The 11,358-nt window shown below is 68.6% G+C and carries 8 protein-coding genes; all 8 read right to left on the bottom strand.

Annotation, left to right across the window (positions count from 1 at the left end; genetic code table 11):
• Position 1: 1 nt before the first annotated feature.
• Positions 2 to 1,795, bottom strand: coding sequence for a peptidoglycan D,D-transpeptidase FtsI family protein (locus tag O5M90_RS22960; RefSeq protein ID WP_269837948.1), 1,794 nt, complete (start codon positions 1,793 to 1,795; stop codon positions 2 to 4).
• Positions 1,792 to 2,082: a cell division protein FtsL gene (gene ftsL / locus O5M90_RS22955; RefSeq protein ID WP_262971239.1), complete on the bottom strand. Its 291-nt coding sequence runs from the start codon at positions 2,080 to 2,082 to the stop codon at positions 1,792 to 1,794. Before ftsL ends, O5M90_RS22960 begins: the two co-directional genes overlap by 4 nt.
• On the bottom strand, positions 2,079 to 3,071 hold the full coding sequence (gene rsmH, locus O5M90_RS22950; protein WP_137941594.1) for a 16S rRNA (cytosine(1402)-N(4))-methyltransferase RsmH: 993 nt from the start codon (positions 3,069 to 3,071) through the stop codon (positions 2,079 to 2,081). The genes ftsL and rsmH overlap by 4 nt, the downstream gene beginning before the upstream one ends.
• Positions 3,071 to 3,499 carry a division/cell wall cluster transcriptional repressor MraZ gene (gene mraZ / locus O5M90_RS22945; RefSeq protein ID WP_262971241.1) on the bottom strand — a complete coding sequence of 143 codons (429 nt, stop codon included), beginning with the start codon at positions 3,497 to 3,499 and terminating at the stop codon, positions 3,071 to 3,073. Before mraZ ends, rsmH begins: the two co-directional genes overlap by 1 nt.
• A 293-nt stretch (positions 3,500 to 3,792) precedes the next feature.
• Positions 3,793 to 5,190 carry a sensor histidine kinase gene (locus O5M90_RS22940; protein ID WP_269837949.1) on the bottom strand — a complete coding sequence of 466 codons (1,398 nt, stop codon included), beginning with the start codon at positions 5,188 to 5,190 and terminating at the stop codon, positions 3,793 to 3,795.
• The gene (locus O5M90_RS22935) at positions 5,187 to 5,858 is read right to left on the bottom strand and encodes a response regulator transcription factor (RefSeq protein ID WP_137941591.1); all 672 of its coding nucleotides are present in this window, start codon (positions 5,856 to 5,858) and stop codon (positions 5,187 to 5,189) included. The genes O5M90_RS22940 and O5M90_RS22935 overlap by 4 nt, the downstream gene beginning before the upstream one ends.
• Before the next feature lie 55 nt (positions 5,859 to 5,913).
• Positions 5,914 to 8,505: a zinc-dependent metalloprotease gene (locus tag O5M90_RS22930; RefSeq protein WP_269837950.1), complete on the bottom strand. Its 2,592-nt coding sequence runs from the start codon at positions 8,503 to 8,505 to the stop codon at positions 5,914 to 5,916.
• Between the two features lie 80 nt (positions 8,506 to 8,585).
• Positions 8,586 to 11,336, bottom strand: a complete 2,751-nt coding sequence (locus tag O5M90_RS22925) for a zinc-dependent metalloprotease (protein ID WP_269837951.1) — start codon at positions 11,334 to 11,336, stop codon at positions 8,586 to 8,588.
• Positions 11,337 to 11,358 lie beyond the last annotated feature (22 nt).

Raw genomic sequence — 11,358 nt, 5'->3', positions numbered from 1 at the left:
ATCAAAAACTCTCGTCCACAGCCAGCTCATGCTTGGCCATGATTTGCGGTTTGACCTCCAGGTCAGGCGGCACATTCAGCAGCCGCAGGCTTTGCGCCACCACCTGGCTGAACACCGGGCCGGCCACCCGGCCGCCGAAATAGACGCCGGTGCTGGGCTCGTCCAGCATCACCGCGACGACGATACGGGGCTTGGAGATCGGCGCGATGCCGACAAACCAGGAGCGGTACTTGTTGGTATAGCCCTTGCCTTCCTGCTTGTGCGCGGTGCCGGACTTGCCGCCGACGCTGTAGCCGCTGACCTGGGCCATCGGCGCGGTACCGCCGGGCGCGGCCGCCAGCTGCAGCATCTCGCGCACCTGCTGCGCAGTCTTGGGCGAGAACACCTTGATGCCGTGGGCCACCTCGCCCTCGGGCTGCTTGATCATCGTGACCGGCAGCACCTCGCCATCGCGCGCGAACACGGTGTAGGCGCGCGCGAGCTGGAACAGCGAGGCCGACAGTCCGTAGCCATAGCTCATCGTCGCCTGTTCAATAGGGCGCCAGCTCTTGTAGGGCCGCAGCTTGCCGGTCACCGCGCCGGGGAAGGCCAGCTGCGGACGCTGGCCCAGGCCGATGGCGGTGAACATCTCGTGCATCTCGCGCGCCGGCATCTGCATGGCCATCTTGACCGTGCCGATATTGCTGGACTTCTGGATCACGCCGGCCACCGTCAGATCGCCGTAGACATGGGCATCGGTCGGCGACCAGCCGCTGATATTGACGCTGCGCGGTGCGACATTGATGATGGTGTCGGGCCGTACCCGGCCACTCTCCAGCGCCAGCGCGGCGATGAAGGGCTTCATCGTCGAGCCGGGCTCGAAGATATCGGTCAGCGCGCGGTTGCGCAACTGGGCACCGCTGAGGTTCTTGCGATCGCCGGGGTTGTAGCTGGGGTAGTTGGCCAGCGCCAGCACCTCGCCGGTCTGCACATCCAGCACCACCACCGAGCCGGCCTTGGCCTTGTGCTCGGCCACCGCATCGCGCACCCGCTGGTAGGCGAAGAACTGCACCTTGGAGTCGACCGACAGATCGATGTCGCGGCCATTGACGGCCGGCAGGCTCTCGCCGATGTCCTCGACGACACGCCCCAGCCGATCACGCACCACCGAGCGCGAGCCGTCACGACCCTGCAGGTCCTTCTGGAAGGCCAGCTCGATGCCCTCCTGGCCGCGCTCCTCGATATTGGTGAATCCCACCACATGGGCGGCGGCCTCGCCTTCCGGATACTTGCGCTTGTACTCGCGGTCCTGGAACACGCCCTTCAGCGCCAGCGCCTTGATCTGGGCGGCGGTGTCGTCATCGGCCTGGCGCTTGAGCCAGACGAAGCGGGTGGTCGGGTCAAGCTTCTTCTCCAGCTCCTTGGCACTGATGCCGAGGATCTTGGCCAGCGCACGGCGCTTGGCCGGGTCGGCGTCGACCTCCTTGGGGATCGCCCAGACCGAGGGCACGGCGACGCTGGTGGCCAGCACCTGGCCCTTGCGGTCGACGATGCGCCCGCGGCTGGCCGGCAGCTCCATCGTGTGGGCATAGCGGGCCTCGCCCTGGCGCTGATAGAAGTCGGCCGCGATGAACTGCACATAGACGGCCCGGCCCAGCAGGCCGACAAAGCCCAGCCCGACCAGGGCGACCAGAAAGCGCGAACGCCAGGGCGGCGTCTTCGAGGCCAGCAGCGGGCTGCTGGAATAGCTGACGCTGCGGGTGTTGAGCGCGCGCGCGCCGGCACCACGGCCCGCTTCGGGGCGCCACCAGCTCATCGCTGCACTCCCGAGGCAGCGGCGCGGCCGCTCTCGACCACCTGGGTCAGCGCCGGCGTGATGGTCTGCATGCGCAGGCGCTCGCGGGCCACCTGCTCGACACGCAGATTGGTCGCCTGCGCATGGCGCTCGGCCTGCAGGCGCTGGCTGTCGGCCTCCAGGCGCCGGGCCTCGGCCTGCGAGCGGTCCAGCGCGGTGAACAGGCGGCGCGAGTCATAGGCGCTGCGCACCAGCAGCATGCCGCTGACCAGCACGGCCACGAGCAGCAGCAGGTTCAGCCGGCTCATCGCTTGCCACCCTTGTGACGGTGGTGCTCGGCGGGCAGCGGCGCCTCGGTGCGTTCGGCCACGCGCAGGATGGCCGAGCGCGAACGCGGGTTGGCGCGCACCTCGGTCTCGCTGGGCTTGATGCGGCCCAGCGCCGTCAGCGCCAGCGCCTGAGGCTCGGCAAAGGGCGCGCGGCGATCGAACACTTCCTTGCTGTGCGCGGTGATGAAGTTCTTGACGATGCGGTCTTCCAGCGAATGGAAGCTGATCACCGCCAGCCGGCCGCCGGGGGCCAGCAGGCGCAGTGCCGCATTCAGCCCTTGTTCGAGCTCCTCAAGCTCGGCGTTGACGTGAATCCGAAGCGCTTGAAATGTGCGCGTTGCAGGATCCTGGCCCGGCTCGCGGGTTTTGACCGCGCCAGCCACGACCTTGGAAAGCTCGTCGGTGCTTCGAACAGCACTCCCGCTTTCCCGGCGAGCAACAAGCGCCTTTGCAATCTGTGAAGCAAACCGTTCTTCCCCATAGTTGCGTATGACCTCCGCAATCTGGCGCTCATCGGCGCGGGCCAGGAAATCCGCGGCACTTTCGCCGCGGGTGGTGTCCATGCGCATGTCCAGCGGTCCGCTGAAGCGGAAGCTGAACCCACGCTCGGGGTTGTCGATCTGCGGGCTGGAAACCCCCAGATCCAAAAGAATGCCCTGTACCTGTTCGATGCCCAGCGCCGCGAGCTGCGCCCGCATTTCAGCAAAGGCCGAGTGACAGATGGAAAAACGCGGGTCATCGACCCGCGTCTCGCCCGAGGTGGCGGCCGCAATGGCCTCGAGATCGCGATCGATCGCGATCAGCCGCCCGCCCTCCCCGAGCTTGGACAGCAGCAGGCGCGAGTGGCCGCCACGGCCATAAGTGCCATCGACATAGATGCCGTCGGGCGCGGTCAGCACCGCATCGACGGTCTCGTGCAGCAGCACCGTGGTGTGGGAGAACTCGGGAGTGGTGGCAGCGGTGTCCATCAGAAGCTGAAGTCCTTGAGGGCGTCCGGCAGTTCGGACTGCATCACCTGCGCCTCATGGGCCGCATAGGCCTGGGCATCCCAGAGTTCAAAATGACTGCCCATGCCCAGCAGCATCACGTCTTTTTGCAGGCCGGCGGCCACGCGCAGCTCGGGCGAGATCAGCACGCGGGCCGCGCCATCGATCTCGACATCCTGGGCATTGCCGAGGAACACCCGCTTCCAGCCCGAGGCCGACATCGGCAGCGCCGCGATGCGGTCGCGGAAATTTTCCCAGGCCGGGCGTGGGAACACCATCAGACAACCTTCCGGATGCTTGGTGATGGTCAGCTGGCCGGCGCACAGCGCCTGCAGCACTTCGCGGTGGCGTGTCGGGACGGCCAAACGCCCCTTGGCATCCATTGCCAAGGCGCTCGCCCCTTGAAACACAAAATTCGCCACAGCGACCCACTAAATTGCACTTTTCACCACTTTACTCACCGAGTCGCCATCGGTCAAGGTGAAACTCGATGTTTTCCCAATGAAATCAAGCACTTACATTCTGTTGTTCGAGCTTCCAGTCAGGCAAAATTCGTTCAAAAAGAAGGACTTGCACAGGGCACTGCAAGTGGAGGATGAACTTGAAATGAAGATGAAACAGGCGACGCCGGCATGCTGAGCCCAGCCCCTCCCGGGGCTGGCCGCTGATCTCATGCCTAAGCGCCGGCAACCCGGCGCGGTGCTCAGGCGCGGGCGGAATCCGCCGCCGGCAGCCACAGCCGCACCAGCAGCCCGCCGCCCGGCGCATCGTCCAGCGTCAGCCGGCCGCCATGGCTCTGCAGCACGCTGGCCACGATGGCCAGCCCCAGGCCGCTGCCAGCCTGGCTCTGGTCGGGCAGGCGCGCGAAGCGGTGCAGCACCGCCTCGCGCCAGGCCGGGGCAATGCCCGGCCCCTGGTCGCTGAGGCACGCGCAGATCTCGCCCGCCTCGCGCCACAGGCGCAGGCTGACGCGCCCGCCCTCGGGGCTGTACTTGATCGCGTTCTCGATCAGATTGCCGAACAGCGAGCCCAGGCCCTCGGCCTGGCCGTCCAGCCAGAGCGACTCCGGCAACTCGCAGTCCAGCTGCACGCGCCGCCCCTCGGCCAGGATGGCCGTCTCGGCCAGCACCTCGCCGACCAGGACTGCCAGGTCGAGGCGCCGGGCCGGCGCCTGGGCTTCGGCCTCGCTGCGCGTCAGGGTCAGCAGCTGGTTGATCAGGCGCGTGGCACGGGCGCTGCTGCGCAGCATGCCGTCCAGCAGCGGCGCGGCCGGTGGCGGCAGCGCCAGGCGCTGCATCGACTCGGCATACAGACTCATCGCGCTGAGCGGCGTGCGCAGCTCATGGGCGGCATCGGCGACGAACTGACGCTCGCGCGTGCGCGCGCCGCGCAGGCGTCCGAGCAGCCGGTTGATAGCCTCCAGCAGCGGCCGCAGCTCGCGCTCGCGAGCCGGCAGCGTGATCGGCGACAGCTCCTGCTCGTCGCGCCGCGCCACCTCGGCGCTGAGCCGGCGCCAGGGCCGCAGCGCCCAGCGCACCGACAGCCAGGCCGGCAACACCAGCAGCGGCAGGCTGACGATCAGCGGCAGCAGCAGATAGCCGCGGCTGTTCAGCGCCACCATCACGGCCATGATGCCCTGGGGGTAGATGAAGCTGACCGCGACATCGCTGCCGCTGCCGGAGTGCACGGTCAGCACCTGCCAGCGGCCATCGACCATCTCGATCTCCTTGAGTCCCTCGGGATGGCGTTGGTACAGCGAGGCAGGCAGGCCGTCGGTGGCGAAGACCCGGGCCGCGCCGCGCCAGACCAGCATGCCGGTGCGCAGCATCGGGTCATCCAGCGCGCCGCCGCCCAGGCGGTTCCATTCATCGACCTTGCCCAGCACCCGGTGCAAGGCCTCGGGCTGGTCGACCAAGGCCTCGGCCGTGGCCACCAGGGCCTCCATCGCCGGCACCGACTGGCGCAGCGCCGTCTCCTGCTGGCTCTCCCTGACCACCAGCAGCACCAGACCCAGCCAGACCAGGCTGACCAGCGCGATCTGCGCCAGCAGCAGGCCACGCAGCACCGAGGGCTCGACCAGCCGGCGCCACCAGCCCCTCATCGGGTGGTGACGGGCTGGCGGTCCATCACATAGCCCAGGCCCCGTATCGTGCGGATATAGCCCTCGCCGATCTTGCGGCGCAGGCTGGAGATGTGCACATCCAGCACATTGCTCTCGGCCGCGCTGCCGGCCAGCACCTGGTCTTCCAGGAAGCGCCGGGTCAGCACCCGGTCGGCGCGCTTCAGCAGCGCCGCCAGCAGACGGAACTCGCTGGGCGAGAGCTCCAGCAGCCGGCCATCGACCGTCGCCCGCATCGAGGCCTCGTGCAGCAGCAGGCCGCGCAGGCTCAGCTGCCCGCTCTCCAGGCCATAGCTGCGCCGCGCCAGCGCCCGCACCCTGGACAGCAGTTCCTGCAAGGCAAAAGGCTTGACGAGATAGTCGTCGGCGCCGCCGTCCAGGCCGCGCAGACGCTCATCCAGGCCGTCGCGCGCGCTCAGAATCAGGGCGGGCACGGCCGCCGACTCCTGCTTCAGCCAGGCCAGCAGCTCATGGCCGTCACCATCGGGCAGACCCAGATCCAGCACCAGCAGGTCGGGCCGGGCACCGCCCAGGGCCGCGATCGCGTCGGCCAGGCGGCGCACCCAGACCACACGGTAGCCCTCAGCTTCGAAAGCCAGGCGCACCGCGTCCCCCAGGTCCAGATCGTCTTCGAGCAGCAGGATGTTCATGAGCACCGCGATTGGAGCATGGCCGCCTGAAGACCGCCTGAAGACGCGGCCCGGCTCAGGCCCGCGTCATCGTCGCGCGCAGTGCCTGCGTCAGCAGGCTCAGGCTCTCGGCCAGATGGGCCCGGCTCTCGACCGACAGGCCGCCGCGGCCCGCGGCCTGGCGCAGCTGGGCCTGCAGCCGGGTGGCGTGATGGCGCAGCAGGCTCAGCGCGTCGGGCGGCAGGCTGGCCGAGCCGCGCGTCAGCAGGGTCTGCACCCGCTTCAGATGCTCGCGCTGCAGATTGCGGCGCAGCCGGTCGATCTCGGCGCCGCTTTTCAGCTCGCTCCAGATCGAGCCCTGCAAGCTCGCATAGACCTCGCTGAGCGAGATCAGGCCGCGGCGCTGCTCGACGGCCACATAGGCCGGCAGATCGAGCAGGCGCTGCGCCGTCGGCGCGCCCAGCAGGCGGTCCAGCGCCCCCAGCTGCACCCGCGCGACCGAGGCCGGGATGCTCAGCGGCAGGCCACGCAGATCGCGTTCGTTGTAGTCCAGGCCCAGGCTGGACAGGAACTCGGGCCGGAAGCGGAAGCTGTCGGCGCTGAAGATGCCGCTGGCCAGAAACTGCAAGGCCTCGCGCTGCTTGGCCGGATCGACCGGCGCGAAGCTGGGCCGACCGGTGCTGCCGGGCAGGTCGCGCAGCGCCGTCATGCCGCCGACGTACTTGGCGCTGAGCTCGGCCACGGTGGCCAGCTGGGTCAGGCCGGCCAGCACCGAGCGGCGCGCGCGCAGCGGATCGTCGCCGGGCTGGGGCTGGCGGTCCTGCACGCGGGCCCAGAGTTCCTGCGAGAGCTTCAGGCGCTTCTTGTAATAGGCCAGCGGGTCGTTGCTGAGGTCGAAGCGATTGGCGCTGGGGTCCATGCCGTCGTAGAGACCGCCGGTGCCGGCATCGACATCGTCGCCGTAGGCCAGCGCCGGCTCGGTGCTGCGCGCGGCGATACGCGCCAGCTCGGCCGCCTCGCTGTCCTTGGGCAGCGGCTTATAGGCGTACTCGATGGCCCAGTAATCGTAAGGCCCCAGGGTCGAGCGGTGGAAGCCGGCCTGGGGTTCGCCCTTCAGCGCGATATTGACCGCCACATACTCCATCACCGAGTTGGAGATGCTGTGGGCCTCGGTGAAGGCCTTGTCCTGCAGCTGCGCGGCACTGATGCCGGTGGAGGCCTTGAAGTTGTGCTTGAGCCCGAGGGTGTGGCCGACCTCGTGCATCATCGTGCCCTTGATGGTGCTGCGCACAAAGGCCTCGACCTCGGGGCTGTCGGGCACGAACTCCTCGCGTGCTTCCAGCAGGTCCAGCGCGAACTCGGCCTCGGCGGCGCTGAACTCGGCGTCCATGCAGACCGAGCCGTCGGCATGCTGGTGGCTGTGGCGACCGATGTCGTCGACGATCTGGCGCCGCGCGCCGCGACCGAACGCATCGCTGAGGCCGATATCGGCGTCGAGAATCTCGCCGCTGCGCGGGTCACTGCGGCTGGGGCCGATATTGAAACCGATGTCGGCGCCGACAAACCAGCGCACCGAGGCATGGCCCGCGTCCATATTGTCCCAGTCGGCATCGTCGGGCTGCTGCTTGACCACCAGCGCGTTCTTGAAGCCGATCTTCTCGAAGGCCTTGTTCCACTCCAGGATGGCCTCGGCCACCACCGGGCGGTATTTCAGCGGGATGTTCTTGTCCAGCCAGAAGGTGATGGGCTTGACCGGCTCGGACAGCGCGGCCGCCTCGTCCTGCTTCTCCAGCCGCCAGCGCTTGATGTAGTGGACCCGAGGGTTGGCTTTCAGATCGCCGCCCAGATCGCTGAAGGCGTCGCTGAAATGGCCCAGGCGCGGATCGGCCAGGCGCGGCGCCATCGGCTCCTCGGGCAGGGCCGCAAAGCTGTAGACATAGCTGACGAAGAAGCTGCGCGGATCGGGCGTGGCCTGCGGCGGCGTCGGGGCCGGGGCCGGGCCGGGCACCAGCGGCGGTGCCGGGATGCGCGGCGTCGCGAAATGGATGCGGGCCGTCAGCGTGGACAGCGTGGCCTCGGCGCGGGCGGTCTCGATGAAGGAGTTGGCGCGGTCCAGCGTGAACGGCAGGCGGTAGGCCGCCTCCAGCTTGGTCGAGTAGCCGGGGATGTCGGACAGCAGGAAGGCCGCGTCAATCAGCAGGGACTTGCGCTCGGGATGTTCGGCGCTGGCCAGCGCGCCGGCGCCCAGCAGGCTGGGCGAGAAGGCCTGCTCGATGGCGCGGCGCGAACCCTGGTCGGCGACCGCACGGAACTGGGTATTCAGCGCGATCAGCTGCAGCTGCTTGCCGACCAGGCGGAACTCGGCCAGCCAGGCCGGGCCCATCTGGCTGGCGTAGAGGCCGCGCTCGCCGACCGAGTTGGAAAAATTGACGCTGAACAGAAAGGGCTTGTTCAGCGCCGCCTTCGGCACCTCGATCCAGACCTTGTCGTCCTTGCGCCAGAGCGGGAACAGGCCCGCGTCCTGGCTGGCGCCCTTGATGACCTCGTCGAAGGGCTTGGCGGCAGCAGCAGGGACGGCATTGGGCGGTGGCGTCTGGGCCAGGCTGGCGCCGCTGCTCAGCAGCAGGGCCAGCAGCAGCGCCGACAGTCGATAGGGGCAGCGTGTCATCTGGAGCAATATCGTTCGTGAATACTGAGAAACAAAAGCCGGCACGCGGCCGGCTTTTGCGAGGGGCGGGCCGCGGCGCTTCAGCTGCGCGTCATCGTCGCACGCAAGGCCTCGGTCAGGCTGCCCAGGCTTTCGGCCAGATGCGCACGGCTCTCGACCGACAGCGCGCCATTGCCCGAGGCCTGGCGCAGCTCGGCCTGCAGACGGGTCGCGTTGTAGCGCAGCAGGCTCAGCGCATCGGGCGGCAGGCTGGCCGAGCCCCGGGTCAGCAGGGTCTGCAGGCGCTTCAGATGCTCGCGCTGCAGATTGCGGCGCAGCCGGTCGATCTCGGCCCCGCTCTTGAGCTCGCTCCAGACCGAGCCCTGCACCGTGGCATAGACCTCGTTGAGCGAGATCATGTTCTTGCGCTGGGCCGGCGCCAGATAGGCCGGGGTGTCGAGCAGGCGGGTCGCGGTGTTGGCGCTGAGCAGACGGTCCAGCGCCACCAGCTGCACGCGGGCGACCGCGGCCGGCAGGTTGACCGGCACGCCCCGCTCCCACTCGTTGTAGTCCAGGGTCAAACTGGCCAGCAGCTCGGGGCGGAAGCGGAAGCTGCTTTCGCTGAACAGGCCGGTGGACAGGAACTGCAGGGCCTCGCGCTGCTTGGCCGGCTCGACCGGCCGGAAAGCCGGGCGGCCGGTACTGCCCGGCAGATCGCGCAGCGCATGCATGCCGCCGACATACTTGCCCACCAGCTCGGCCGCACGGTAGAGCTGGTTGAAGCCGGCCAGCAAAGCGCGGCGCTGACGCAGCGGATCGTCACCGGCCTCGGGCTTGCGGTCCTGCACGCGGCTCCACAGCTCCTGCGAGAGCTGCAGGCGCTTCTTGTAATAGGCCAGCGGGTCGTCGCCGAGGTCGAAGCGGTTGGCCAGCGGGTCCAGGCCGTCATAGGGGCCGAAGCCACCGGCGTCGGCATCGTCGGCATAGGCCAGGGCCGGCTCGGTGCTGCGCGCCGCGATGCGGGCCAGCTCGGCCTTCTCCTGCTCCGGCGCGATCGGCTTGTAGGCGTACTCGATGGCCCAGTAGTCGTAGGCACCCAGCGTGCTGTTGTTGAACGCGGCCTGGGTCTCGCCCTTGAGCGCGAGGTTGTAGGCGTTGTAGTCCATCACCGAGCCGGAGATGCCCTTGGCCTCGGTCAGGGCCTTGTCCTTGAGCTGCTCGCGGGTGATGGTCGTCGAGGCCTTGAAATTGTGCTTCAGGCCCAGTGTGTGACCCACCTCATGCATGATGGTGTCCTTGATCACCGCCTGCACAAAGGCCTCGGCCTCGGGGCTGTCGGGCGCGATATCGCCGCGCGCTTCGAGCAGGTCCAGCGCGAAGTTCATCTCGGCGGCGGCCTCCTGCGCATAGTGGCACTGGGCCGGCGCCTCGCCCGCCTGCAGGCCCTGCCAGCCCTGGCTCAGCTGGGCCAGACGCTGTTCGCTGCTCAGGCCGACGTCTTCGACAATCATGCGGCGCGAGCCGCGCGCGAACACATCGCTCATGCCGATGTCGGCGTCCAGAATCTCGCCGCTGCGCGGGTCGGTGTGGCTGGGGCCGATCGCAAAGCCCACATCGGCGCCGACGAACCAGCGAATCGACGCATGGCCGGCGTCCATATTGTCCCAGTTGGCATCGTCGGGCTGCTGCTTGGCGAGCACGGCATTCTTGAAGCCGATCTTCTCGAAGGCCTTGTTCCATTCAACAATGCCGGCCTCGACCGCCGGCCGGTATCGGGCCGGGATGTTCTTGTCCATCCAGAAGGTGATCGGCTTGACCGGCTCGGACAGCTCGGCGGCCGGATCCTTCTTCTCCAGGCGCCAGCGCTGCACATAGTGCAGGCGCGGGTTGGCCTTCAGATCACCGCCCAGATCGGTGAAGGACTCCATGAAGTGACCCAGGCGCGGGTCGGCATGGCGAGGCGCCATCGGCGTCTCGGGCAGGGCCGCGAAGCTGTAGACATAGTCGACGAAGAAGCTGCGCGGGTCCGGCGTGGACTGGGGCGGCGTCGGCGGCGGCACCGGGCTGGGCGCGGGCACCAGCGGCGGCGCGGGGATGCGCGGCGTCGCGAAGTGAATGCGGGCGGTCAGGGTGGACAGCGCGGCCTCGGCACGGCTGCTCTCGATCGACGAGTTCGCGCGGTCGATCGCATAGGGCAGGCGGTAGGCCATCTCCAGCCGGGTCGAATAGCCGGGAATGTCGCTGAGCAGGAAGCCGGCATCGACCAGCACCGATTTGCGCTCCGGATGCTCGGCGCTGGCCACCGCGCCCGAGCCCAGCAGGCTGGGCGAGAAGGCCTGCTCGATGGCCCGCTTAGAGCCCTGGTCGGCCACCGCGCGGAACTTGGTGTTCAGCGCGATCAGCTGCACCTGCTTGCCGACCAGGCGGAACTCGGCCATCCAGTCCGCGCCCATCTGGCTGGCATAGAGGCCGCGCTCGCCGACCGAGTTGGCGATATTGACGGTGAACAGCACCGGCTTGTTCAGCATCGCCTTCGGGATCTCGATCCAGACCTTGTCGTCCTTGCGCCAGATCGGGAACAGGCCGTCCTGCTGGGTCGCGCCCTTGCTGACCTCGGCGAAGGGCTTGGGCGCGCTCGGGTCGACCGGCGGCTTGGCAGCGGCGGCAGCGCTGGCCGGCGCGCTGGCAGCGGCGCCAGGGAAGCTAGGCGCGGCGGCCGGGGCGGGGCTGCTCGCGGCGGGCGCTGGCGCGGCCGTCTTCGGAGCCTCAAGGCTGGCACAAGCGCTCAGCAAGACGATGGCGGCAGCCACCGCCGACAGACCCAGGCCTTCGCGCCGGATGGGCGCGGGCATATTCACGGACTTCTTCGCAAGA

This window comes from Paucibacter sp. M5-1, assembly GCF_027498415.2.
In the GTDB taxonomy this organism is placed as follows: domain Bacteria; phylum Pseudomonadota; class Gammaproteobacteria; order Burkholderiales; family Burkholderiaceae_C; genus Roseateles_E.
The sequence above is the reverse complement of the archived record's forward strand: the minus strand, read 5'-3'. Positions and strand labels throughout refer to the sequence as shown.

What these genes read in the sequence shown, in the direction of transcription:
- rsmH (WP_137941594.1), bottom strand. Translation starts at nt 3,071, where the DNA reads ATGGACACCGCTGCCACCACTCCCGAGTTCTCCCACACCACGGTGCTG.
- O5M90_RS22925 (WP_269837951.1), bottom strand. Translation starts at nt 11,336, where the DNA reads ATGCCCGCGCCCATCCGGCGCGAAGGCCTGGGTCTGTCGGCGGTGGCT.
- O5M90_RS22960 (WP_269837948.1), bottom strand. Translation starts at nt 1,795, where the DNA reads ATGAGCTGGTGGCGCCCCGAAGCGGGCCGTGGTGCCGGCGCGCGCGCG.
- ftsL (WP_262971239.1), bottom strand. Translation starts at nt 2,082, where the DNA reads ATGAGCCGGCTGAACCTGCTGCTGCTCGTGGCCGTGCTGGTCAGCGGC.
- O5M90_RS22930 (WP_269837950.1), bottom strand. Translation starts at nt 8,505, where the DNA reads ATGACACGCTGCCCCTATCGACTGTCGGCGCTGCTGCTGGCCCTGCTG.
- O5M90_RS22940 (WP_269837949.1), bottom strand. Translation starts at nt 5,190, where the DNA reads ATGAGGGGCTGGTGGCGCCGGCTGGTCGAGCCCTCGGTGCTGCGTGGC.
- O5M90_RS22935 (WP_137941591.1), bottom strand. Translation starts at nt 5,858, where the DNA reads ATGAACATCCTGCTGCTCGAAGACGATCTGGACCTGGGGGACGCGGTG.